The sequence below is a fragment of the Acinetobacter sp. LipI_23 genome, assembly GCF_058243045.1.
The window spans coordinates 1,179,948-1,205,118 of sequence record NZ_JBZAYJ010000001.1 but is presented as its reverse complement, the minus strand read 5'-3'; the positions used below and the strand labels follow the sequence as shown (position 1 = coordinate 1,205,118).

Genomic DNA, 25,171 nt, shown 5'->3' with positions numbered 1-25,171 from the left:
TATGGAAAATTTACAGCATCAAAACGTTCAAACAGAACGTCGTGTGATGTCACGAATCGATGCGGCCTTGAGAATTAACTATCAGATCATTTCTGATGATGTTGCCCTGAATGACCCTTACGATCCTAATTTTGTTTTACCGCGCTATTTTCTACTACTCGCAGAATTAGATCAATTTGATCATGCACTAAACTACGAATTAGAACAATTATCTGAAAAAGATCAACAAATTGCTCGAATCTTATCCCTATTTAACCAGAAATTAAACCTGATCACGGGTTCTTTGTACGACACAATTGTACAAACCATGTTACCTACGCCTGAACATGTGAATTTTTCTGAAAGTGGTTTGAGTTTCTATAGCGAAAAACAAATTCAAGATGGCACCTATATCCACTTAACCTTGAGCCACCCTGAAAACTTCTTCCATATTGCCGCGATTGCACAAGTGGTGTACAGCAATGAAGAGGAAAATGGCAAGTGCCGTACTGGAGCATACTTTATTACCTTGCACCCGCAAGATCGTGTCAAATTGGCCGACTGTATTTCTTTGACGGTCGAAGATCATTAATGCCAGAACCTTGGACTAGTTTTGGCTTTTTAACTTTTGGGCAAGTTTCCGACTTGCCTGAAGATCTTTATAAAAGTAAACGAACAAACCTAACAGTAAAACCACTGCACCCAAAATAACCATCATCGAAAGTTTTTCTTGATTCAACACAGCACCTATAAATAAAGCAATCATCGGCGTCATGACGGTAGTCAGCGATAAAGTCGTGGGTTGAATTTTCTGCACCAATTTAAAATAACAGAACATCGCAATCAATGACGCCATGATGACCGTATATAGCAGCGCCAAACAAGTTTTCAAATCGGGAATTTGCTGCGGTGCATGCTCCCAAATAAAAGGCACAATACATATAGCCGCCAATGTCGACACCAAAATTGAACCTGTCGCTTGTGCAACGGGTTCAATATTCGCATTGACTTTTTTCACCCAGAAAATAGAGGCTGCATAAGAAAATACACTAAGTAACATCAGTCCAATCCCAAACGGATGGACATGCTGTTCTGTACCTGCAAGGCAAATTATCGCAAGCCCCAGCAGTGCAATACACATCCCAAGCCACTGCATCGCACTCAAATAGGTCTTAAAGTAAAAACGTCCAATCAGCCCTGCCATAATCGGTGCTAAGCCAAACATCAATGCAATCATGCCTGAACTAATATAGTTGGTGGCAACATAGGTAAAAAACTGTGAGCCAATCAAGCTAAAAGAACCAGCCAAATAGCTATGCCAAGCGACTTTATCGGTGGGGAAATGTCGCTTTAAAACCAATAACAAACAAATCGCCAAAGGCAAAGCAATGAAAAAACGTAATACCAACGCCCACAGCATATGTAAATCGGTCACACTCCACACAATCGCTAAAGGCGTTGTGGACCAAATAAAAACCAATAATCCATAGGTTGCCATCAGATTGGCTTTAGAAGACATAATCAGCTCGATGCTAAATGGCGGTTTTGCGTTTTTGCTTTTGAATGGTTTGGTCTAAAGAACTAGAAAATTCTCGTTTATCACGTTCAGAAATAGGCGGTGGGCCACCCGTGTTTACTCCTGCTCCACGTAATGAATCCATAAAATCACGTAAATGTAGGCGCGCTTTGACATTGGCTGTAGTATAGATTTCACCACGTGGATGAATTGCGATTCCACCCTTTTCAATCACCTGCGCCGCCAGCGGAATGTCTTGTGTCATCACAATATCATTCTCTTTCATGCGTTCGATGATTTCTTTATCCGCGGCATCCGCCCCACTCATCACTTGAATTGAATTAATGCGAACGGAAGGCGTAATCCCTACATTTTGATTGGCCACAAAGGTCACTTCAAGCTGATAACGATCAGAAGCACGTAAAATCACTTCACGTAAAATTTTAGGCAATGCATCTGCATCGACCCAGAGTTTAAATGGCAGCACTGCACATCCATAAACAAAAGAAACTACCTTAGTCTAACAAACTCAGTGCTTGAGCATAATAGATAAAACCGCTCAAAATCCCTAATACAAAGCTTGTGTCATACTTTATAAGTATCACAAGGAAATGCTTTTACTATTTTGTCTATCAAATAAAGTAAGGCTTTAGTCTTTTTTGATGATTTTCCAGTAAAAATAAAATATAGGACTTGAAATATAGAAATAACCCTCGATTTAATAGGGATATATAACCTCATTCAATCGTGCATATGAACAATCAAAATAGTCCAGAAATAATCACCATTGATGACCAAAACTTTGGTAGCCACGTCGAGCATTGGAATTTACTCACCGATAACCCTGCACAAGATGTCCCTAAATGGTTAGGTTTAGCTTTAAATGCACCAATCATGCCGATGGGTTTATGCCAGACTGAACAAGATATGGATGCGGGTTGTTGGCTCATTCAAGGCCCAAGTCAAGCGGCTGTTCAACTGACTCAAGTCATCGCGGTTGAAGACAATAAACCCAAGGCCGTTAAAACTGCATTTCCAAGTTTTAATAGCCCCTATAAAGTGTCTGCTGTGGTTGAACGCATCATTCGAGGTCAATCCAACACACAAGCCGTTTTACGCTTAAACTTAGGCAATAACAGCATCGTCTACGCTTATGACAGCTTATATAGCGTTAATCATGCTCAATACCAAAAAGACCAAACCTATATTGCACATCTCAATGCATGGGCATATGAACTAGAAGCGGTCGCAGAACACGAGCAACTGGTAGTTGATGACCCTGCATCGATTAAACATCATCGTGCCTTGAACGATATTTTGGCAGCAAACAACGGCATTGCTCCTGCAAACCTGCAAGAACAGATTGATGCATGGGAACCAAAGTCGGATGATGACAAAGAACCTGTGACTGTCGATTTTTCAAAAATGGTCGCTTATTTGTATGGCGAAAAGATCGGTCAGGAAGATGAAGCATGGTTCCAAGGGAATATTGTTGGCAAAACCAGCATGCAATTTATGGAACAAGACTACTCTCTGCTTGATGTTGCCTTGATTCATGAAGACAACCAACCTGCGACACTGATTCGTATTGCTACTAAAAATCCAGAGTACGCCAACTTTAATATTGGACAATACATTCGCGGCAATATTTGGATTCAAGCCAATATTTATGCATTAAATCAATAATTTATAAAAATAAGCCAATGCAAACTATACTAGATCGATGTATAGGCTGCGTTGGCTTTTTTATTTATATCAGTACGATTTATTTTAATTTGAATTCATTTGTATAAAACTTATCCACATATTTTATTATCTCTTAGTATTTTAAATTCATTTAAAAGAACTTTTATCCACAGTTTTAAATTCAATTATCTTATTTTAACGATGAATAATAAAATCCTAAGTTCTTTGACTTTCAGATAGTTAGTTATTGGTAGCTGCTGGCTTCTAGGTTAACTCAGCATAAACTTGAATATTTAAGTGATTATGTATAGTGGAGATCTGATTATTTTTAATTAGTACTTTATTTAAGCATTTTTTTATGTTAAAAATCTCTGTACACGACAAATTTCACAGAACCCTTATCCTATCAGGATTCTGCCTTCTTAAAATTGCCAAAATTTCCTTAAACTCTTCTTTTTTCCCAAAACCAATTAAACGCTGAATCGCCATTTGAACATAGTCTAAACCATAGCGAAATAAACTCATTGAGAGTCGTCCATGCTTCTTTATTTTTATCGCTTTTTTTTGATCATGTTGCCATTCACCCGTTAAGTAACACCAACAGAAGCTTATAGCTAACACCGCAATCAATTTTTTCACTCGTCTAGGGTCTGTCAAGCGCGTATTTTCAAGATTAAACCCGCGTCCTTTGAGACAACTGAATAAGGTTTCAATTTCCCAGCGTAATGCATAATCCTGAATAGCATTGGCATTAAACTGAGGAGAAACGACGAGTAAAAGCTCTCCATTTTCTAACTGTAGTGCACTTATATATAGTTTCACCCGACCAACCAAAATCCGTCGTTTACGACATTCAATTTGACCAACTTTAAGATGGCGAAATAAATCACTAATTTTATGATTCTTTCCTAAATGATTGGTGACAATGAAGTTTTTTTAACACGAATGCAGAAGTTGATGTCTTGTTCAATTAACCATGTAAACCACTGCTCACCGATAAACTCTCTGTCTGCGAACACATTCACAATACGGTCTTTACCAAAAATGGCTATAAAGCGTTGAATCAAAGCAATGCGCTCTTTCGTATCTGAATTTCCACGTTTATTAAGCAATGTCCAAAGGATAGGTATCGCTATTCCACGATAAACGATTGCGAGCATCAGGATATTAATATTTCGTTTTCCCCATTTCCAATTGGTTCTATCTAAAGTCAGTTGCACTTGGTCGAATGAAAACATATTGAAAATCAACTGAGAAATTTGACGATAATCAAAATACTGACCTGCAAAGAAGCGCTGCATACGTCGATAAAATGATTGTGGTAAGCACTTGATGGGCAAGGCTTTAGATGCAGAAGAAAGATTACATGTTTGCTTTAAAATAATCACAAGCATGATGAGCGCAAAGCACTTTAAATGTGACTTGTTCCATTTTAGAGATTTGTTTAAGATAAGATATAACTCATTGAGATGTATCATAGTATTCGTCGTTAGAAAACAATTATTGTGACATTATTTCAATGAGTTATCTATTTTTGTCGTGTACAGAGGTTAAAAATACAAGCATGCAATAGGATTTTAACGATAATTAAATCGGAATAAAAACTTCCATGAAAATTATGCAAGAAGAAAATATACAGCATGTTGAACATCAATTAGAAAAGCGTTATCAGCTTGACGCTTATTCGTGCATGTTTTTTGTGTTAGGCATGATGATTTCTGCCTACTTCTTACATCAGTTCATCCTGTAACTGATTTCACGTCGCAGCCCAATTCAAAAAGCCAACTTTGTTGGTTTTTTTATGTCTAAAAATATCTGCTATGCCGTATCACTGGATCATTCTTTCCATGTCCTACGCTAAGAAACATGGCATCCACAAAATTACTGTATCTCATAAGCAAAGTTGCTCCCTCCCCCCTTACTTGTCACACTCACCTACCACCGCACAAATCGTTAAAAAGTTTTAGGCATTTAGATATGCCTGCAATTACAAATTAGCAATTTTAGGTATAAAAAAACCTGCAAGTCTAAACTTACAGGCCTCTGAAAATAGTATAAAAATTAGAACAAACGGTTCATACCATTTAAGGTCGCTACACGATACGCTTCAGCCATCGTTGGATAGTTAAACGTCGTTTCTACGAAATAATTGATGGTATTGTTTGGACTATTCATCACCGCTTGACCAATATGAATAATTTCCGAAGCGTTATTACCGAAGCAATGTACACCCAGCACTTCCAAAGTTTCACGGTGGAATAAAATTTTCAACTCACCCACTGTGTCACCTGTAATTTGCGCACGCGCCAAATGACGGAACGAAGCCTGACCGACTTCATACGGAATTTTTTCTTCAGTTAACTCTTGTTCAGTTTTACCAATTGAAGAAATTTCTGGAATGGTATAAATGCCTGTCGGAATATCAACCACAGGTTCTACACCCACTTCACCGCTCATGTTTGCACCTGCGCAACGACCTTGGTCATATGCAGCAGAAGCCAGTGAAGGCCAACCAATCACATCACCCGCAGCGTAAATGTTTTCCACTTCGGTTTGGTATTGATCATTGACTGTAATCTGACCACGGCTGTTTGGCGTAATACCCACATTTTCTAGACCTAAGCCATCCGTATTTCCAGAACGACCGTTACACCACAAAATAGCATCTGCTTTAATTTTCTTACCACTTTGCAAATGTAGCACCACGTGATCATCATACGTTTCAAGATGATCAATCTGCTCATTATGGCGAATCAAGACCCCTTGTTGACGTAAGTGATAAGACAAAGCATCAGAAATTTCATCGTCTAGATAACTCAGCAATTTATGCTGTGTATTAATCAGATCAACTTTGTGATCTAGTCCAATGAAAATAGACGCATATTCGCAACCAATTACACCTGCACCATAAATGATGATTTTTTGGATCGAATAATCGAGGTCTAAAATTTTGTCCGAATCGAATACACGCGGATGATTAAAATCAAGCGCCGCAGGACGGTATGGACGGCTACCCGTTGCGATCACGATTTGTTTGCACATGATCGTTTCTTTGATGCCTTCAGGGCTAAATACTAAAACCGTATTTTGGTCTTGAACATAGGCACGACCATGGTAAATATCAATTTTATTGCGGTCATAAAAACGTGAGTGTGTATCAACCTGTTGTTGAATCACTTTATGTGCATTTTGAAGCACTTGCTTCATTGTAAACTGACGCCAGTCACCCATTTTTTTAAACATCGGGTCGCGGCGATAACGGATAATACTCGATACCGTTTGACGTAAAGCTTTACTTGGAATGGTCCCCACGTGGGTACAGTTACCACCGAGCTGCTCACGCACATCCACAATCGCAACACGCTTTCCAGATTTGGCAAGTTTCATTGCCGCGCCTTCACCCGCAGGGCCTGAACCTAGAACGACCGCATCGTACTTAACGAAAGTTCCACCAACGACCTCTTTTTTACGTGGCATTCAACGCTCCTTCTTCAAAAACTTATTACTTATCTTGGGCATATTATGACGTAATTGCAGGCAATTTGCTGTATTTAGCTTACATATATTAAGTGATAACCACATTTAGTAAATGAATAGTATTTCCGCCCTATCAATTCGCATTTCCGCTATACTAATACTGCTATTTTTAGCATCTCCCCCGTCAAAAACAGTGGAATAGTTGAATATGTCTGAAAACCGTAAACCTGAGCAGGGTATCAAACTTCGTGGCGCAGAAAAGGTCGCGCGTATACCTGTAAAAGTTATTCCTACGGTTGAAACGCCACGCAAGCCGGATTGGATTCGCGTGAAAATGGCAGCACCCGAAGAAGTGCAACGCATTAAATCAACCCTACGTGAACAAAAACTACATACCGTTTGTGAAGAAGCTGCGTGTCCAAACCTACCTGAATGTTTTGGTGGAGGTACTGCAACCTTCATGATTATGGGTGACATTTGTACACGTCGTTGCCCTTTCTGCGACGTGGCACATGGCCGTCCAAATGCACTTGACGCAGACGAACCACGTCATATGGCTGAAACAATTTCAAACTTAGGTTTAAAATATGCCGTGATCACTTCTGTAGACCGTGATGACTTACTTGACGGTGGTGCACAGCACTTTGTTGATTGTATCAAAGAAGCACGTGCATTAAGCCCGAATACTTTACTTGAGATTTTGGTACCTGACTTCCGTGGTCGTATGGACATTGCTCTTCGCATTATGACTGAGTGTCCACCTGATGTATTTAACCACAACATTGAAACTGTGCCGCGTTTATACAAAGCGATGCGTCCAGGTTCAGACTACCAACACTCTTTAAATCTGTTGAAAATGTTTAAAGAATATTGCCCTGACGTTCCAACCAAATGTGGTTTAATGGTCGGTATTGGTGAAACTGAAGAAGAAGTCATTTCACTTTTAGATGACTTACATGCACACGGCGTTGACTATGTAACGATTGGTCAGTATTTACAGCCTTCTAAAGAGCATGCGCCGATTGACCGCTTCGTTACACCAGAAGAATTTGAACGCTACACTGCGCATGGTCAAAAGCTGGGCTTTAGAAATATTTGGGCAGCGCCGATGGTTCGTTCAAGCTACTTCGCTGACCGTCAATACTATGGCGAACCTGTACCAGCAGTACGTCGCAAAGCAGATCCTGCGAAAAAGATTGCTGTTCAAACGATTGAAGCTTAATTTGCTGTGGTGTTAAACAGTTAAAACGCAAAAATTAAAAGCCCTCATAGGAGTAATGCCAGTCAGTTAAGAAATTGACTGGCATTTTCTTGGGTACTTTTGAGGCTTTATTTTGACGACTCTAGGGCATTGCCTTGATCTTCTTTCAGGCAAAACAAACATTTTAGACTGTTCCAGCAAACGCTCTAAATGCTTGGGCAAATTCCCTGCCGATTCCAGCGGAGTATGCCTTAATATATTGATAATGCTGATTGAAGCAATATGGAAACTGATACGCAAAGGGCTGACTTTCGCCCGTTGAGCCATAAATTTCATTTGCCTTCTAAGAATATTATAAGCAATCAATACACCCCATAATTCCTGATACACCAATTCAGGCTGCTTGCTTCTTAAATGCATCCCATCTTGCAGGTCGCTCTTGATTTCACGGTAGCACATCTCGATTTCCCAGCGCTGAGCATACAGCGTACTGACCTCTTCCAGAGGATAAGCCTTTGAATCTAATAATGATGTAACGTATCGTCTAACCCTTCCAGACTGTTCAGTTTCAATCAGGCGGGCTTCCCAATAGTCACCTAAATCCGGATTCAGTTTCTTCGCTCTTGGAGAAACAGGCATTCTGATTTGAAAGTCATGCGCTGAGTTTTTCCTGATAATTTCATAGCGCAGATTGTCTTTAGCCCGCATAAGCCAATGGCAGTTTTCCCGAGACTGCCACCCTGATAAGAAATCAGCAGAGAAGTAGGCCCGGTCAAATAAAGTCAGGCTATTTGCAGGCACTTTCAATTTCTTCGCTAAAGTCAGCTCGCCTTGATCCATACTTCCAATCCCGGCATCAATCACTTCATGAGTATTGGTGTTAATCAGGCAAACCGCTCTGGCTTGCGGCCAAGGTGCTGCTATCGTTTTGCCTTTGGAAGAACCGAAGTGCCTGAAGTTCTCATCTGTGTGGGGCATGGACCAGACGGCTCCATCTACAGCGCAGATGCTTAGGCCATGAAAGGCGGAATATTGCGGCTGAGAATCTTCAAACCATGTCTGACTCAGTGTATTGAACAGGACATTTAAAGGCTCCAGACCCAAGCGCTGTCTGGCCTGCACTGATGCGCTTGGGGCGCAGCTTTCAGCCGTGCCAAAAACCAGCTGCAGCTGCTGAACAACATACCAGATGGGCTGGTCGCGGAACAATGCAAGTCCAATAACTAGCCATACAGCATGCTCTGCGGGGAGTTTTCTTTTTCTGACCGATGCTTTCCCGGTCCGTTTTAAACAGTCTTCAATCCAGTTTAAATCAATTAATTCGCTAAAATTAGAAAGTGAAGGAGCTGTCTGCTGAAATGCTGAACTTAAATTCTGAGAAAAAGTCATAAAAAAATGAGCGTATCTGGATACGCTCATTTTTACCGCATTTCAGCTATTTTGTCTTAACTGATCAGCATTACTCATAGGAGGGCTTTTTTTATTACGATCTTCGTTCTTTATATTTTTCAATTACGTATTCATACATTTCTAACACAGTCATTGCTCAATAAACATCCTAATCTAATTCAAAGTCTAAAATAATCGTGATGCTAGACATCACATCAAATTCATTTTATTACACCTTTTTAGTCTACGTTTTGCCTTATTATCCGTGGAATTCTATAAAACGTATGACTCACCTCACGGTGTAAATAACGGGAGGTTTCAATGGGTTTCATTTTCGCCATTCTGTTTTTAATCTGTATCCTCTGGGCTATTTTTTATTTTGAACTCAGTCGCTTAATGGCAACTGCAATGATTATTTTTGCATCCCTCTTCGCTGCTATTTTTATCAGTCCGTGGTCATTACTTCTAGGTCTGCCCTTAATTATTCTCAGCCTGATTGTGGTTATTGATCCATTACGAAAGTCTTTAATCACTCAACCTGCCTATAAAGCTTTAGCCAAAGCCATGCCGAGTATGAGCAGTACCGAACGCGAAGCATTGGATGCAGGCACCAGTTGGTGGGAAAAAGAATTATTTATGGGTGCGCCTGATTGGAAAAAATTTGATGGTTATGTCTACCCAACTCTGTCTGCTGAAGAGCAATCCTTCTTAGATCATGAAGTTGAACACCTTTGTGGTTTACTGAATGAATGGGAAATTCATCATCACTTAAAAGATCTTCCTGTTGAAGCATGGCAATACATCAAAGAACAAGGCTTTTTAGGTTTAATTATTCCCAAAGAATACGGCGGTCGTGCCTTTAGCTCCTTTGCACAAAGCCGCATCATGAGCAAAATTTCTTCACGTTCACTAACCACTGCAGTCAGTTGTATGGTGCCCAACTCGCTAGGGCCAGGTGAATTACTTTTACATTATGGAACTGAAGAACAAAAACAACGCTACCTACCAGGACTCGCCAAAGGTGAAGAAATCCCCTGCTTTGGTTTAACCAGTCCCGAGGCGGGTTCAGACGCGGGTGCAATACCGGATACAGGCGTGGTCTGCTATGGTGTGTTTGAAGGCCAAGAAGTACTCGGTTTACGTATGAACTTTTCAAAACGCTGGATTACACTGGCGCCTATTGCGACTGTGATTGGTCTCGCTTTTAAACTCTATGACCCTGATGGACTATTAGGCGATGCAAGCAAAACTGAATATGGCATCACCTGCGCCTTATTACCTGCCAGTCATGACGGTGTCCAAGTCGGTGCACGACATAATCCTGGTTCACCCTTTATGAATGGCACGGTCGATGGACAAGATGTTTTTATCCCACTCGACTGGATTATTGGTGGGGTGGAAAATGCAGGTAAAGGTTGGCGCATGCTGATGGAATGCTTAGCTGTAGGTCGTGGGATTTCCCTGCCAGCGCTCTCCACTGCTTCAGCTGAAATGGCCTATTTAAGCGTCGGTGCTTTTGCCAAAGTCCGCCAACAATTTAAAATTTCTGTGGGACATTTTGAAGCCGTGCAAGAAGCCACCAGTGATATTGCCAGCGGTGCGTATATGTTAGAAGCTTTTCGCTATATGGTGACTTGTGGTTTAAATGAAGGTGGAAAACCTGCTGTGATGACAGCTATGGCCAAATACTACGCCACCGAAACCATGCGTAAAATTGTCAATCATGGGATGGATGTCGTTGGCGGACGGGCAGTACAAATGGGGCCGCGCAATTTTTTAGCACTGAATTATCAGGCCATCCCCATTTCAATTACTGTCGAAGGCGCCAATATTTTAAGTCGCTCTTTAATGATTTTTGGTCAAGGCTCCATGCGTTGTCATCCCTATCTATATGAAGAGCTTCAACTCCTTCAAGCAGAAGATACAAAGACAGCTCTAGCGCCTTTCGACACGCTACTTTTTAAACATTTGGCTTATACCTTTAACCGCACAGCCCGTTCATTCAGTTATGGCATCTTCGGTGGTCTTTCAGATGCTTCCGCACAGACAGATGCTTTTTCACGTCCTTTTTACAAAACCATTAACCGTTACAGTGCAAACTTCGCCTTAACCGCAGACCTGTGTTTAGGCTTACTTGCAGGCGATATTAAACGCAAAGAAATGCTTTCAGGACGTTTGGCTGACATTCATGCCCATCTATTTATCGCGAGCGCTATTTTGAAGTTTTATGAAAAAGGACAACGTAGTGAGGCGGAACAACAACATGCTCAACTGGCTTTAGAAAAAGCATTTGTCCAAATTCAGGATGCATTTGATGGACTATTCGCAAACTTTCCTATGCGAGCCGCTGCTTGTGTAGTCAAGTTCATCTGTTTCCCTTTTGGTCGTGTTGCCCAGCAACCAAGTGATCAGCTAAAAACGCTATTAGGACTTTCGATCATGGAGAATAACCCTTTCCGTGAACAACTGAAGCAGCATGTTTTTTACAATACCGATCCCAAAGACGTCTTTGGGCGTATGGAAAATGCCTTCCAAGCAGCATTGAAAATTGATCCGCTGTGGATGAAGTTTAAAAAAGCGGAGTCCAAAGGACAATTTGAAGGCTTAGATTTTGAATCACATATTCAACATGCACTTGAAACAGGATTCATCAGCCCTGAGGAAGTGGATCAGTTGATTCATTACAATGCTCAACGCTTCGATAGTATGCTCACCGACATTTTCGACCATAAGCTTGAACAGACACTAGATTTAAAGAATCCCTACCATAAAAAGGCTTCCGATATTCAAGCATAACCCTCTCATCGGTTTTCGAAACTCCTAATAGATAAAAGTCCGTTTACGGGCTTTTATTTTATCCACACAATATAAACCAAGACCTCAAAGCGAAGTTTTAAATCCAATACACGTTTAAACGATAGTAGAACTCTTCCACTTCCAAACGGACTTGATATCCCAGTTGGGTAAGTTCTGCTGAAAGATGACGAATATCTTCTAAGGGTAAATGTTTTGGCAATACGGTAAATACCGCAGTATTTCCCTGTTTCGCACTCTCCTCTATTAGGGATGCTAAACGTAATTTATAGACTTCAATATCTAAATACGCTTGGTTGGACATAATTTTTGCCTGTTCGGCATTAATAAAAGCAGCCATCTTTTCCTCCAAATTCGCCCAAGTATTGACTATGAAACTAACGCAGATCAAAACAGCGTATAACTTGATTTGGTAACACTGTGTAGCCATTCCTTAAAGAAATAACAATAAGAATCAAATCGATTTAAAAAGGCAGCGACTACAATCCAAATTTTTCTGTTCACCAAACTCACTTACCGTTACAGAAAAAATAAATAAAGTTACCATCTATTTTATTTAAATAATAATTGTTATCATTTGCAATATTGTTTACTAATATACCACCTCTCTTTCATGAATAGCACCACACAAATTGATGCCTTGGTTCATTCGGAAAAAGTCCATCCGAAGCCTGCCAAAAAGAAGAAAGTCGACACACCACTTAGCTACCGTCTGATGGTGTTGTATCGATTTGCACTTGCATTGCTCGGAGGTTATCTCCTTGCTGCACTCTCTGCATTAACCATTGCTAAAGTCTTTATTGCAAATCCTGTGAATGCGTCCATGAGCGCCACACTCATTGCATTTTGTCTTAACTGTGCTGCCTTTATTTGGGTCTTTATGGTTCAAAAAACCTTAAAAGCAACACTCGGCATTGCTGTGCCATGTATTGCACTGTATGCCCTACTCAAATTTCTAGGATAGTTTTTCAATGCGTGTTGATCAAAAAGCGGAAGGACCGCGCCAATCCATGTCATGGTTGCATACATGGGCCAGTCTCATTTTAGGGTGGCTGCTGTATGCAATTTTTGTGACTGGAACCCTGAGTTTTTTCCAAAATGAAATTTCTACTTGGATGAAACCAGAAACACATCAATCTATACCTGCGCAGTCTCAAGTGCAACAAATGCAGGTCGCGCTCAACTATTTACAGAAAAACCACCCTGATGCAGGCAGTTGGAACATCCAACTGCCCAACTCACGCCAAACCACAACTGAAGTAACTATTCGTGCCGTTGGTGAAGACCCGAAAGCACGTCGTGGTGGAACACGCATCACCTTAGACAGTGCGACTGGTGAAGTGATTGAACCACGGGATACGCGTGGTGGTGGATTCCTATATCGTTTCCATTTTGAATTGTACGGTTTACCCCGCCTGTGGACGCGTTGGTTGGTCGGGATTGCCACCATGTTCATGTTGGTCGCAATTGTTAGCGGCATCATTACCCATAAAAAAATCTTTAAAGATTTCTTTACCTTTCGCTCTGGCAAAGGTCAACGCTCATGGCTAGATGCACACAACGCAACCGCTGTCTTTGCATTGCCTTTTCATCTAATGATTACCTTTAGTGGCCTACTACTGCTCATGTTTATGTTCATGCCTTGGGGGATTAACCAAGCTTATGAAAATCGACAACAGTTTTTACGTGACCAACAGGCCAGCATGATTGAGCAGCCCCCAAAAGCTGAAGATGTGCAGCGCGAAGGTCGAAGTCAACGCGAAGGTGAAAGAACGGCTCGTGGAGAACGCGGACAGCAACGTGGTGAACATGCTCAAGGTCGTGGTGAGGAACGTCCAAAACCCGAACTCCGCCCTGCACCACTGACAGACTTAGCGCCAATTATGGCAGCGGTACAACAACAGTGGAAAGACAATCCAATTGCTTCAATTAATATTATTTCACCCAATACAGACCAAGCCAAAATTGAGTTCCGTGCTCTGCGTGCTGAAAGTGTCGCGCATCGCAATGTGTATGCAACACTCAACTATAATGGGGTCACGGGTCAAGACGAAACGGATAAAAATATACGAATCAAAAATCCATCGATTCCAAGTGGCATCTATAACGTGGTCACCGTCTTACACGAAGCACGTGGCCTCGACTTGGCTCTTCGCTGGTTATTATTCTGCTCGGGTATTTTAGGCACGCTCATGGTGGCTACAGGTCTGATCCTTTGGTGTGTAAAACGTGCACCCCAACAGCAGAAACAAGGCTATAAATCGTTTGGTTTCCGACTGGTTGAAGTCCTGAATATTGCGGCCATTATTGGCTTGCCTTTGGCCTGCGCGGCATATTTTTATGCCAACCGTTTCATTCCAGCAGACGTAGAAATGCGCCTAAACTGGGAGATTCGTAGCTTCTTTACCGTATGGTTACTCGCGCTGATATATGCCATTTTCCGTACCCACCGCCAAGCGTGGTTAGACTTACTTTTATTGGCAACACTCGCTTTCGTACTGCTACCAGTGGTCAACTTGATGACAGGCGGTCAGGCTTTGTGGAACAGCATTGCGCAGGGTCAATGGATGATTGCATCGGTTGATTTAGCCATGTGGGTAATGGCAGTGATCTTCTATTTCGCTTATGACAAAGTGAAAAAACATCAAGGTTTGCCGAATAAAAAAGTGAAAGCACCTGTTCAGGAGGCTGAAGCATGATTTGGTTTCTGATCATTTGGGCTTTAGCGACCTTAGGTTTTTTTGCCCTTGCCAGCAGTATGTCTAAGCACCAAAAGCAAATCTTTGCTAAAGAACTGACACTTCAGCAAACACGCTTAGCAACCACTGTGGGTTGGTTACTGTTAATTGTTTCTTTGCTCATTTGCTTAACACAAGGACATTGGAGCACCGAAATCAGTTATTGGGTCGGCGTAATTAGCTTCGCTGCACTGTTTGTTGGACTTTGCTTAAGTTATTTTGAACAAAAAATTAAGAATATCGCTGTTTCAGTTTTACTCTTATTTATATTCAGCCTAACTTTGCACCTGATCTGAGCGTAAAAGCCAATCTTCGGATTGGCTTTTTCACTTGAAAGCATTAGGCTATCCACAGTTTAAATCTTTGGTTATTTGTATGCCTAAATCTCCTAAAATTCCTGCTGAATTGGTCAATCTTGCAACAACAGGTAATAGTGACGCTCAATTTGAACTTGCTGAACTGTATATGCAAAGTGAAAATGAAGATGACATTACGCTTGCAGAAGAATGGGCGCTCAAAGCAGCAGCATTGGGTCATGTAGAAGCCATGTATTGGCTGGGTGAAGGTTATGCTTTTTATGCCAAAGAACTTCGCGAAGAAGATCCAAGCGAAGCTGAAACCTACTTTGGACATGCACATCACTGGTTAAAACAAGCCGCTGAACTCAAACACCCTTCTGCAATATTAGAATTGGCTGGTTTTTACCGTCGTGGTGATGTGGTTGAAAAGGATGGCGCTAAGTCGATTGAACTGGTACAACAAGCAGCGGAACTGGGTGAAGCTCAAGCCATGCGTGACTTGGCATTCATTTATGAAAATGCGCTAGGTGTCGATGCTGATGAAGCAAAAGCCAAATACTGGCACGACAAAGCAGATGCCGCAGAGCAAGAATAAGTAAAAAGCCCATCCTTTGATGTAATGCCAGTCAGTTAAGAAATTGACTGGCATTTTCTTGGGTACTTTTGAGGCTTTATTTTGACGACTCTAGGGCATTGCCTTGATCTTCTTTCAGGCAAAACAAACATTTTAGACTGTTCCAGCAAACGCTCTAAATGCTTGGGCAAATTCCCTGCCGATTCCAGCGGAGTATGCCTTAATATATTGATAATGCTGATTGAAGCAATATGGAAACTGATACGCAAAGGGCTGACTTTCGCCCGTTGAGCCATAAATTTCATTTGCCTTCTAAGAATATTATAAGCAATCAATACACCCCATAATTCCTGATACACCAATTCAGGCTGCTTGCTTCTTAAATGCATCCCATCTTGCAGGTCGCTCTTGATTTCACGGTAGCACATCTCGATTTCCCAGCGCTGAGCATACAGCGTACTGACCTCTTCCAGAGGATAAGCCTTTGAATCTAATAATGATGTAACGTATCGTCTAACCCTTCCAGACTGTTCAGTTTCAATCAGGCGGGCTTCCCAATAGTCACCTAAATCCGGATTCAGTTTCTTCGCTCTTGGAGAAACAGGCATTCTGATTTGAAAGTCATGCGCTGAGTTTTTCCTGATAATTTCATAGCGCAGATTGTCTTTAGCCCGCATAAGCCAATGGCAGTTTTCCCGAGACTGCCACCCTGATAAGAAATCAGCAGAGAAGTAGGCCCGGTCAAATAAAGTCAGGCTATTTGCAGGCACTTTCAATTTCTTCGCTAAAGTCAGCTCGCCTTGATCCATACTTCCAATCCCGGCATCAATCACTTCATGAGTATTGGTGTTGATCAGGCAAACCGCTCTGGCTTGCGGCCAAGGTGCTGCTATCGTTTTGCCTTTGGAAGAACCGAAGTGCCTGAAGTTCTCATCTGTGTGGGGCATGGACCAGACGGCTCCATCTACAGCGCAGATGCTTAGGCCATGAAAGGCGGAATATTGCGGCTGAGAATCTTCAAACCATGTCTGACTCAGTGTATTGAACAGGACATTTAAAGGCTCCAGACCCAAGCGCTGTCTGGCCTGCACTGATGCGCTTGGGGCGCAGCTTTCAGCCGTGCCAAAAACCAGCTGCAGCTGCTGAACAACATACCAGATGGGCTGGTCGCGGAACAATGCAAGTCCAATAACTAGCCATACAGCATGCTCTGCGGGGAGTTTTCTTTTTCTGACCGATGCTTTCCCGGTCCGTTTTAAACAGTCTTCAATCCAGTTTAAATCAATTAATTCGCTAAAATTAGAAAGTGAAGGAGCTGTCTGCTGAAATGCTGAACTTAAATTCTGAGAAAAAGTCATAAAAAAATGAGCGTATCTGGATACGCTCATTTTTACCGCATTTCAGCTATTTTGTCTTAACTGATCAGCATTAATCCTTTGATGGGCTTTTTACTACTTAAAACCTACGCACAAAAATAATATCTAAATCCTGCTTCGGCACAAAATTCTTTTCTGTCATTTGAAATTGTGTCGAACTGATCTTTTTCACCTGACCCTTCCAACAAAATGAAACCAGCTCATTCGGGTCACGCTCAATGGTCAGTTTAAAACTTTGAATAGGTTTCGCCCAATTTGCACCCGTTTTTAAGATATAGCCTAAAGCTTGATAAGGTGCATATTGCGACTTGGCCTTTTTCAAACCCGCTTTGAAGTTTTGATCCATACAATAGGTTTTTTCATCCTCTTCAGGATATAAAGAGACCGAACCACCAACCAATGGCATGTATTCATGTTGTACATGGGTCAACGCATTGGCCTTAAACTTCTGCTGCCAACTATAAATAATTTGCGATTCCCAATATATTTCACCATCCGCTTGATACGGTTTTAAAAGCTGCTGTACCGTTTTGTCCTGACAACGATACAAACGCTGATTAAGCGTAGAGTCTTGTTGCAATAACCACGGATACATCAAATCTCAATCGGAAAAACCACATTTTTTCAAACCCGTAGTCACATCGACAACTTCGCCATTGGAATTGAAGTCCCCACTTGCTGTTAAAGCGGGTAAAAATGCACGCACATGCGTTTCTGGCTGAATCTTTTGTGCATTCGCTTGTACTTTAAAGCTTTGAATCAATTGTTCGGTATGCGCAAAATCGCTATCACGCGAACTGCCCACACGCGGCAAGGGAAATAAAACAGTTCCCGTAATATCTTGAGCGGTAAGATTTTTAAATTGGTAATTCACCCGAATGATGTTTTTACTGATAAACAAATCTTCACTTTGCATACTGATTTTTGGATTTTTCAGATATTGCACACCGCCCGTTGCCACAAAACCCGTGCTGTCATTCGCACTGATCTGCATAGAGATGAACACGCATAGTCCAAGGATCTTTTTCATTTAACGTCTTCTTTTCATGTTTATTGTGCTGTTTCCATGCGAGCACTTGAATGATCAAGCACGATCACTTGTCGGCAGATGCCCTCGACTTGACGTTGCTGTTCAAATACAGATGCAGGCATCGCATCAAAACTGTCAAAGAAACAGATTTCCTGCTCATCTATAGAATAAACCAGTGAATGGTTTCCGACGCCTTCTAAAGTATCGTAATAGACAATGATAAATTTATTTTGCTCAAATGCCTGTTGAATTTGTTGGTAATTGATGGCCGCTAAAACTGGCAGTTTTAGTTGCTCAGCTTCTGCATAACTCAATTTTTCTTGTGCTTGAAGCTCTGGGTCTTCATCAGTATAAAATTGAACATCAAAGCCAAATTTCTTTAATCCGACTGCCAAGCCAATGGTTGTCGTTCCGTTTTCTGCATCATAACCACAGACCTCTATCAACTGTTCAATATCCGCATCGATATATAAATGCTGGAGTAGCATCCATACCGCATAAATACCGCCATTAGCTTCAAGGTTCATTAAGGATTCAGGGATATTCACGGCCATAACACAATTCGAAAAAGATGATTGTGTTGATAATAAACAAAACATCGTTGGAACTGAATCAATTTCCAAGTACAATACTTCGCTAGTCGAGGGATGCTGCGACTTTTTCACAGGTACATAAATGTGAAATCGCTAGGCTCGACGATCCGGTTCAAATCCCTTTTGAATCAACAACGGCATCCGCGAACTGAATGATCAATTTTTTATATTAGGAGATCGTGATGAACGCGGTTACTGCTTCATTTACAGATTACAAAGTTGCTGATATTTCACTCGCTGACTACGGCCGTAAAGAAATCAAACTTGCTGAAGCAGAAATGCCAGCACTTATGGGCCTACGTAAGCGCTATGCTGCTGCAAAACCACTTGCTGGCGCAAAAATCCTTGGTTGTATTCACATGACCATTCAAACTGCGGTTCTTATTGAAACTCTGGTTGAATTAGGCGCAGAAGTTCGTTGGACTTCATGTAACATCTTCTCGACTCAAGACCACGCTGCTGCTGCAATTGCGGCTTCAGGTGTACCTGTATTTGCTTGGAAAGGTGAAACAGAAGAAGAGTACATGTGGTGTTTAGAACAACAAATCAATGTAAATGGCACGCCTTGGGATGCCAACATGATTTTGGATGATGGCGGTGATTTAACCCTCCTTGTTCATGAAAAATACCCTGAAGTGATTGCAAAAATTCATGGCGTAACTGAAGAAACGACAACAGGTGTACAACGTTTGTATGAAATGCTTCGTGACGGTACTTTGAAAGTTCCTGCAATCAACGTCAACGATTCAGTAACTAAGTCTAAAAATGACAACAAATATGGTTGCCGCCACTCACTGAATGATGCCATCAAACGCGGTACAGATATGCTTTTATCTGGTCGTCGTGCACTTGTGATTGGTTACGGTGACGTAGGTAAAGGTTCTGCACAATCACTTCGTCAAGAAGGCATGATTGTACGTGTCACTGAAGTTGATCCAATCTGTGCGATGCAAGCATGCATGGACGGTTACGAAGTTGTATCTCCATACAAAAATGGCGTACAGACTGGTAAAAAAGAAGACATCAATGTTGACCTTCTTCAAAATACTGACCTGATCGTAACAACAACAGGTAACTACCACGTATGTGACGCTGCAATGCTTGATTCATTAAAAGCAGGTGCAGTGGTATGTAACATTGGTCACTTCGACACTGAAATCGACACCAACTACTTACGTGGTTACAAGTGGGTTGAAGTGAAGCCACAAGTTCACCAAGTTTACCGTTCTGAAAATGATAGCGACTACTTGATTCTTCTTTCTGAAGGTCGTTTAGTTAACCTAGGTAATGCAACGGGTCACCCATCACGTATTATGGATGGTTCTTTTGCCAACCAAGTACTAGGTCAAATGCACTTGTTCGCTGAAAAATTTGCGGATCTTGCTGAAGATCAAAAACAAGCTGCGATTCGTGTAGAACTGCTTCCTAAGAAATTAGATGAAGAAGTTGCTGCGGCAATGGTTGTTGGTTTTGGTGGTGTCTTGACTCAATTGACTCAAGAGCAAGCAGATTACTTAGGTGTAGCTGTTGAAGGTCCATTCAAGTCGGATGCTTATAAATACTAAGTTTCAAGCCTCTCCTAACCTCTCTTGCGCTGAACTTTAAAGCAGTGCTTAAAGTCTGCTCAGGAGAGGGACTTTCATTACAGAATGAGGTTGGCAGTGAAATCTTGTTATCTCTATTTAATGTAATGAATCTCCTTCTCCCTCTGGGAGAAGGGTGGGATGAGGTTAAGCACAAAAAATAGCATTTATAAAAAAGGATTTGAACATGTCGAAACACATTCCTATTTCTTTTGAGTTTTTCCCGACCAAAACGGATGCGGGCGCAGAAAAACTGAAAGTTGTACACCAAGAATTACAGCTGCTCAACCCAGAGTTTTTCTCAATTACCTATGGTGCAGGCGGTTCAACCCGTGAACGCACCTTAGCAGCCATTGCAGAATTTAATGGTAAAGGCACACCTGTTGCCCCTCACTTGTCTTGTATTGGTGATGACAAAGCACGTATTGCTGAGTTACTCGACATTTATAAAGATCAAGGCATTGACCGTATTGTGGCGCTGCGTGGTGACTTACCTTCAGGTCAAGTTGGCCTAGGGGAACTACCTTATGCTACGGATTTGGTACGTTTTATCCGTGAACATTCGGGCGATCACTTCCACATTGAAGTTGCCGCTTATCCAGAAATGCACCCTCAAGCAGATAGTTTTGACCTAGACATTCAACGTTTTTGCGACAAAGCAAATGCAGGTGCGAATGCGGCACTGACTCAGTTCTTCTTTAATCCAGATGCCTACTTCTACTTTGTAGATCGCATTCAAAAAGAAGGCGTGAACATTCCAGTTGCACCAGGCATTATGCCAATTACCAATGCCAGCAACTTGATTCGCTTTGCAGATGGTACAGGCGCTGAGATTCCACGTTGGATTCGTAAGCAACTGGCAACCTATGGTGATGACACTGCCAGCATCAAAGCATTTGGTCATGAAGTGATTGTTAAACTTTGCGAACGCCTGATTGCAGGTGGCGCACCGAGTTTGCACTTCTACACCATGAACACGACTGATCCAACCCGTCAGCTTGTACTAGACCTCGGTTTAGCATAAGTATTTAAACACGATTCACCCTATTTGAGAGTAAAACCGAATGCCTCGTTTTTTTATGGAAGCAGAACTCAATGTTGATCACACTGTCGAACTGACTGAAACTGTGTTTCACCACTGGGTAAAAGTTTTGCGCGCTCAAGTCGGTGAAACGGCTACTTTGTTTAATGGACAAGGCGGCGAATATGAAGTGACCTTAAGTGACGTTGCTAAAAAGTCAGCATCAGTTCAGGTCACCGCATTCAATCCAAGCAATCGTACACCTGCGTTTAACACTTTACTCGGTCAAGTCATGAGTAAAGGTGATCGTATGGACTATGTCATTCAAAAGGCAGTTGAATTAGGCGTTTCCGAAATTCAACTATTAACGTCTGAACGTTGTGAAATGCGTTTGAAATATGACCGCGACCAAAAGAAGATTGATCATTGGCAAGGCATTGCTATCGCGGCATGTGAACAATGTGGCATGAACATTGTTCCTACCATCCATGCTCCAGTCAGCTTAGACAAATGGCTCGCATCTAAATTACCTGCGACGCGACTTGTACTCGCCCCGAATAAAGAAAAAATCGACGTTTTAGCACATGCGACACCAAACATTGCATTACTCATTGGGCCTGAAGGTGGTTTAAGTGAGGCTGAAATTACAACAGCCAATGAGCACGGTTTTATCAACTGGTGTATTGGTGAGCGTGTATTACGTACAGAGACAGCACCAGTCGTCGCTTTGTCAATCCTCAACTACAATTTAGTGATTTAAATCACATAAACAGCAGAGTCACCCTTTTGTTCTGTTAATATATTGATTATGATGTACAACAATATTACCCTTGACTTATATCAAAATATAAATTGATTGTGTTTTACACAATGTATTTAAATTTGAAAAAAGACACAACACAACGCCATTGGGTCATAAAAAAAATAAGGTTTCGCGATTCATGCCAGATATTTCTACAGAAAATCTTGATCGGCACTTGCAGACTGCGCAAATATCGCATTCCATTAGCCATCTTCGTTTCCTCATCAGTAGTTTACTGATTCTAAATTTTTATATTTTCTGTGCATATCACTATAATTTTTCTCAAGATTCTTTTTATTTTAACCTGTGGTTTTTTGTTTCTGAGTTTATTCTCAGCATTTTTTGGCTCGTGAACACCGTGTATTTCAACCCGAAAAATCACTCTGCCAAACATGCGCACCGCTGGATTCAAGGCATTTGTTTAAGTATTGGTCTTTTGGTTGCAACAGGCGTCGTCTGTATCTACTACTACTTACCCAGCCTATCTGGCAATTTTAACTATACAAATGCCCTACTCTTATCTGCACTTTTAGTGATTGTCACACAGACCGTTTGCCTCACCTATTTAACGCAGCGCATTAGTTATTTTTGTTTGGTTTTTATTCCCTCCATTAGTCCTTATGTCCTCTCGCAATTTATCAACTTCGATGCCAATCACACTCTTTTTTACCTCACTGTAAACTTTATTCTGATTGTGATTTTGCTTTGTGCCAATGCCACCAACCGTATTAATCAGCACTTATCCCGCCTCTCAATTAAAAATCGAGAGTTGAAAAAAGAAGCTGAAAAACAAGTCGCTTGGACCGATGATTTATGCAAACAGCTACAAAACGAAATGAATAAATCCAAAGAAATTAAACAACAGTTACAACTGAATAATCAATTACTTGAGCAAAAAGTACGTGAACGAACCTTTGACGTAAATCAAATCAATAAAGACTTAAAAAATAAGCAAGAAAACCTATCGCTTGCCCATGAAATTTCAGGTATTCGTCCTTGGGATTGGAATATTAAAGATCGGCTCATTTCCCTGACCAATCACAAACAAGAAAAAGTACTTAAAAATTCCACAGAGCATCAACTTCAGCTTCAGTATCTGATTCATCCAAATGATATTGCCCCGTTTAAATCTGCAATGAAAAGTCATTTGCGGGGTCATTCAGATCGTTATGAAGCCACTTATCGTGTGCAACATAACAACGGGAAATGGTACTGGGTACATGACACTGGGCGTGTCATTGCTCCCGATCCAATCAATCAAAAACCGTTACAAATGGTCGGTATTCGACGAGATATTCAACATGAAAAAAGCAACCAAGAACGTCTGCGACTAGCAGCAAGCGTACTTGAACAAGCTGAACAAGGGATTTTCATCTTAGATGAAGACCTGCGTTATATCGACGTAAATCCGTTCTTTGAACGTTTGGCTGGCTTTGAAGCTGCACAAATTAATGGCAAGCATCTGTTTGATATTGTTGCAAACTATAAGTCGCATCAACGCAGCACACATAACCAAATCATTGGACAGCTCCTAAAAAAAGGCGAATACGACGGTGAACTGAATGAAAAGTTCCTATCAGGCAAAGAGCTGTGTATTTGGATGCATCTGAATGCCATTACCGATGAGCGAGATCGTGTCACGCATTATATTGGTATCGTATCCGATTTAACCGAGCGCAAACTGCAAGAACAGCGTCTGTCTTATTTAGAAAACTACGATACGCTGACCGACTTACCCAATCGTTTTTACTATAACTATCAGTTTCATCAGTATTTGGTTTCTCAACAAGACAGCATTAAACAACTGGCAATTATTCGGCTCAACATTGACCGTTTCCGCCCATTGAATGAATTCTTAAGCAATAATGGCGGCGATGAACTTCTGCGCCAAGTTGCTCAGCGCCTTCGTTTAACCAATGCTGAAGCCTTGATGGTGGCTCACTTAAATGGTGACGATTTTGCAATTGTATATGAGGTCTCTCATATTCGCCCCTCAGTTCAGGAACATATCGATCGAATTAACAAAGCCTTTAGCCTACCTTTTGATATTTTTGGTCAAGAACATATTATTACGCTTTCAATGGGGATTTCGCAGTACCCTGAACATGGTCGTCAACTGGACTACTTAAACAACTGTGCAGAACAAGCACTGAGTGAAGCAAAACGTTTAGGTGGAAATGCGACCAAGTTCTACAGCCTGAGCAATACCGTTGCATTAGAAGAAGGGATTTATTTAGAACGCGATTTAAGACTAGCCATACAAAACAATGAGTTAGTGGTTTATTACCAGCCCAAAATCAACTTTCACAATCAGAAAATTTATGGTTTTGAGGCGTTGGTACGTTGGAATCATCCAACTAAGGGTATCGTACCGCCAGATCTGTTTATTCCTATGGCAGAAAAAACCAGCTTAATTTCAGACATTGGCCGCATTGTAATTTTACAAACCGCTAAGCAAATCAAAGAATGGAATAAATTGGGTTTTGATAATATCTGCGTTTCGGTCAATGTGGTTGCCCAACAATTACAACGTGGACAGCTTTTAAAGGACTTAGATGAAGCCCTTGATCGATATAAAATCAGTGGTAGTAGCCTCGAATTAGAAATTACAGAATCCACTTTGGTTGAAAATTCGGAAGCAGTGAAAAACCTCCTCGAAACCATCAAATTGCGTGGCATTCATATTTCTTTAGATGACTTTGGTACAGGTTATTCATCACTGTCTTACCTAACTGACTTCCCTATCGATACTTTAAAAATTGATCGAAGCTTCATTTCAAAAATTGGACACTGCAAACAAGAAGCCATTGTGAGCGCCATGATTGCCATGGGGAAAGCCATGGGTATGACCGTGGTGGCGGAAGGAATTGAGACCGAACAACAACTGAGTTACCTACAAAACTTAGAATGTGATATCGTGCAAGGTTATTTATTTTCCAAACCTCTTCCGAAACTCGATGCTACCCAATATTTAAGAGATCATCTTGATACGCCCTCATATACATACTCAATATAAATCAGACTGTTTTAGCTCTAAGTTTGCTTAAAAAGCACCGGCTATCACTGGGATATGCCTGCAACTAATGGTATATT

21 protein-coding genes and 1 pseudogene are annotated in these 25,171 nt (G+C 41.3%); 13 read left to right on the top strand and 9 right to left on the bottom strand.

Annotated elements, in window-relative coordinates:
- Position 1 precedes the first annotated feature (1 nt).
- The gene (locus AC4CVD_RS05895) at positions 2 to 571 is read left to right on the top strand and encodes a PilZ domain-containing protein (RefSeq protein WP_004693916.1); all 570 of its coding nucleotides are present in this window, start codon (positions 2 to 4) and stop codon (positions 569 to 571) included.
- Between the two features lie 15 nt (positions 572 to 586).
- Here the strand turns inward: AC4CVD_RS05895 and AC4CVD_RS05890 are convergent, their stop codons facing one another.
- Both AC4CVD_RS05890 and AC4CVD_RS05885 read right to left on the bottom strand, forming a co-directional pair.
- Complete coding sequence (locus tag AC4CVD_RS05890; RefSeq protein ID WP_490752407.1) at positions 587 to 1,498, bottom strand: DMT family transporter; 912 nt, start codon at positions 1,496 to 1,498, stop codon at positions 587 to 589.
- Positions 1,499 to 1,511: 13 nt separating this feature from the next.
- Positions 1,512 to 1,982, bottom strand: coding sequence for a YaiI/YqxD family protein (locus AC4CVD_RS05885; RefSeq protein ID WP_004693920.1), 471 nt, complete (start codon positions 1,980 to 1,982; stop codon positions 1,512 to 1,514).
- Positions 1,983 to 2,248: 266 nt separating this feature from the next.
- Between AC4CVD_RS05885 and AC4CVD_RS05880 the strand changes: the two genes are divergently transcribed.
- Complete coding sequence (locus AC4CVD_RS05880; RefSeq protein WP_281963417.1) at positions 2,249 to 3,181, top strand: hypothetical protein; 933 nt, start codon at positions 2,249 to 2,251, stop codon at positions 3,179 to 3,181.
- Between the two features lie 387 nt (positions 3,182 to 3,568).
- On the opposite strand, the gene AC4CVD_RS05875 is transcribed toward AC4CVD_RS05880, so the two are convergent.
- Positions 3,569 to 4,659 (bottom strand): IS4-like element ISAba1 family transposase gene (locus AC4CVD_RS05875; protein WP_100607965.1). Its coding sequence is split into 2 segments (ribosomal slippage): positions 3,569 to 4,119 and positions 4,119 to 4,659, totalling 1,092 coding nucleotides; the frame shifts between segments, so codons are not numbered across the junction.
- Between the two features lie 131 nt (positions 4,660 to 4,790).
- Here AC4CVD_RS05875 and AC4CVD_RS05870 point away from each other — a divergent pair.
- On the top strand, positions 4,791 to 4,931 hold the full coding sequence (locus tag AC4CVD_RS05870) for a hypothetical protein (RefSeq protein ID WP_004693924.1): 141 nt from the start codon (positions 4,791 to 4,793) through the stop codon (positions 4,929 to 4,931).
- A 311-nt stretch (positions 4,932 to 5,242) separates the two neighbouring features.
- On the opposite strand, the gene sthA is transcribed toward AC4CVD_RS05870, so the two are convergent.
- A complete protein-coding gene (gene sthA / locus AC4CVD_RS05865; RefSeq protein ID WP_004693926.1) occupies positions 5,243 to 6,658 on the bottom strand; it encodes a Si-specific NAD(P)(+) transhydrogenase in 1,416 nt (471 codons plus the stop codon).
- 208 nt (positions 6,659 to 6,866) lie between these two features.
- On the opposite strand from sthA, the gene lipA reads away from it, so the two are divergent.
- Entirely contained in the window at positions 6,867 to 7,880 is a 1,014-nt protein-coding gene (gene lipA, locus AC4CVD_RS05860; protein WP_004693928.1) for a lipoyl synthase, read from the top strand.
- Between the two features lie 66 nt (positions 7,881 to 7,946).
- Here lipA and AC4CVD_RS05855 read toward each other — a convergent pair whose 3' ends face one another.
- A complete protein-coding gene (locus AC4CVD_RS05855; protein WP_039891156.1) occupies positions 7,947 to 9,248 on the bottom strand; it encodes an IS4 family transposase in 1,302 nt (433 codons plus the stop codon).
- A 321-nt stretch (positions 9,249 to 9,569) separates the two neighbouring features.
- Here AC4CVD_RS05855 and AC4CVD_RS05850 point away from each other — a divergent pair, with 321 nt between their 5' ends.
- Positions 9,570 to 12,044 carry an acyl-CoA dehydrogenase gene (locus AC4CVD_RS05850; RefSeq protein ID WP_490752405.1) on the top strand — a complete coding sequence of 825 codons (2,475 nt, stop codon included), beginning with the start codon at positions 9,570 to 9,572 and terminating at the stop codon, positions 12,042 to 12,044.
- Positions 12,045 to 12,141: 97 nt separating this feature from the next.
- Here AC4CVD_RS05850 and AC4CVD_RS05845 read toward each other — a convergent pair whose 3' ends face one another.
- On the bottom strand, positions 12,142 to 12,402 hold the full coding sequence (locus tag AC4CVD_RS05845) for a hypothetical protein (RefSeq protein WP_004980661.1): 261 nt from the start codon (positions 12,400 to 12,402) through the stop codon (positions 12,142 to 12,144).
- Positions 12,403 to 12,675: 273 nt separating this feature from the next.
- Here AC4CVD_RS05845 and AC4CVD_RS05840 point away from each other — a divergent pair, with 273 nt between their 5' ends.
- The 4 genes from AC4CVD_RS05840 to AC4CVD_RS05825 all read left to right on the top strand — a co-directional run bounded on the left by AC4CVD_RS05840 (position 12,676) and on the right by AC4CVD_RS05825 (position 15,694).
- Positions 12,676 to 13,026 (top strand): hypothetical protein, encoded by a 351-nt coding sequence (locus tag AC4CVD_RS05840; RefSeq protein ID WP_490752404.1) that lies wholly within the window; start codon positions 12,676 to 12,678, stop codon positions 13,024 to 13,026.
- A gap of 7 nt (positions 13,027 to 13,033) precedes the next feature.
- Entirely contained in the window at positions 13,034 to 14,761 is a 1,728-nt protein-coding gene (locus AC4CVD_RS05835) for a PepSY-associated TM helix domain-containing protein (protein WP_490752402.1), read from the top strand.
- Positions 14,758 to 15,096: a DUF3325 domain-containing protein gene (locus tag AC4CVD_RS05830; RefSeq protein ID WP_178928072.1), complete on the top strand. Its 339-nt coding sequence runs from the start codon at positions 14,758 to 14,760 to the stop codon at positions 15,094 to 15,096. The genes AC4CVD_RS05835 and AC4CVD_RS05830 overlap by 4 nt, the downstream gene beginning before the upstream one ends.
- A gap of 79 nt (positions 15,097 to 15,175) precedes the next feature.
- Positions 15,176 to 15,694: a tetratricopeptide repeat protein gene (locus AC4CVD_RS05825; protein WP_490752400.1), complete on the top strand. Its 519-nt coding sequence runs from the start codon at positions 15,176 to 15,178 to the stop codon at positions 15,692 to 15,694.
- Between the two features lie 35 nt (positions 15,695 to 15,729).
- Here the strand turns inward: AC4CVD_RS05825 and AC4CVD_RS05820 are convergent, their stop codons facing one another.
- The 3 genes and pseudogenes from AC4CVD_RS05820 to AC4CVD_RS05810 form a co-directional block, all read right to left on the bottom strand.
- A complete protein-coding gene (locus AC4CVD_RS05820) occupies positions 15,730 to 17,031 on the bottom strand; it encodes an IS4 family transposase (protein WP_039891156.1) in 1,302 nt (433 codons plus the stop codon).
- A 97-nt stretch (positions 17,032 to 17,128) separates the two neighbouring features.
- A pseudogene (locus tag AC4CVD_RS05815) lies at positions 17,129 to 18,079 on the bottom strand (DUF4424 family protein).
- A 20-nt stretch (positions 18,080 to 18,099) separates the two neighbouring features.
- A complete protein-coding gene (locus tag AC4CVD_RS05810; RefSeq protein WP_490752399.1) occupies positions 18,100 to 18,633 on the bottom strand; it encodes a cysteine peptidase family C39 domain-containing protein in 534 nt (177 codons plus the stop codon).
- Positions 18,634 to 18,854: 221 nt separating this feature from the next.
- On the opposite strand from AC4CVD_RS05810, the gene ahcY reads away from it, so the two are divergent.
- From ahcY to AC4CVD_RS05790, 4 genes are all read left to right on the top strand, one after another.
- Entirely contained in the window at positions 18,855 to 20,237 is a 1,383-nt protein-coding gene (gene ahcY, locus AC4CVD_RS05805) for an adenosylhomocysteinase (RefSeq protein ID WP_490752398.1), read from the top strand.
- Positions 20,238 to 20,442: 205 nt separating this feature from the next.
- Positions 20,443 to 21,279, top strand: coding sequence for a methylenetetrahydrofolate reductase [NAD(P)H] (metF, locus tag AC4CVD_RS05800; RefSeq protein WP_490752396.1), 837 nt, complete (start codon positions 20,443 to 20,445; stop codon positions 21,277 to 21,279).
- A 40-nt stretch (positions 21,280 to 21,319) separates the two neighbouring features.
- On the top strand, positions 21,320 to 22,036 hold the full coding sequence (locus AC4CVD_RS05795; protein WP_490752395.1) for a 16S rRNA (uracil(1498)-N(3))-methyltransferase: 717 nt from the start codon (positions 21,320 to 21,322) through the stop codon (positions 22,034 to 22,036).
- Between the two features lie 181 nt (positions 22,037 to 22,217).
- Positions 22,218 to 25,094, top strand: a complete 2,877-nt coding sequence (locus AC4CVD_RS05790) for a bifunctional diguanylate cyclase/phosphodiesterase (protein ID WP_490752393.1) — start codon at positions 22,218 to 22,220, stop codon at positions 25,092 to 25,094.
- Positions 25,095 to 25,171: the final 77 nt, after the last annotated feature.